Source organism: Mesorhizobium sp. dw_380 (assembly GCF_018588885.1).
Classification (GTDB): domain Bacteria; phylum Pseudomonadota; class Alphaproteobacteria; order Rhizobiales; family Rhizobiaceae; genus Mesorhizobium.
In genome coordinates this window covers 1-217 of record NZ_JAFFIW010000175.1, presented here as the reverse complement: position 1 = coordinate 217, position 217 = coordinate 1, and the positions used below count along the sequence as shown (strand labels likewise).

General features: G+C 67.3%; 1 protein-coding gene. It reads left to right on the top strand.

Annotated elements, in window-relative coordinates:
* Positions 1–217 (top strand): AMP-binding enzyme (locus JT360_RS33430; RefSeq protein WP_214477767.1); only part of this gene is annotated, 217 nt, incomplete at both ends.

Below are 217 nucleotides of genomic sequence, written 5' to 3'. Positions count from 1 at the left end.
GGGCGAGATCGAGGCGCGGCTTGGCGAGCACGCGCTGGTGCGTGAAGCCGTGGTGATCGCGCGCGAAGACACGCCTGGCGACAAGCGGCTGGTCGCCTATGTGGTGGCACGGGATGAAGCCGGTGATGATCTTGCGGCGGTGCTGCGGGCGCATCTGAGCGGTCTTGTGCCGGAGTACATGATCCCGGCCGCCTACGTGACGCTGGAAGCACTGCCA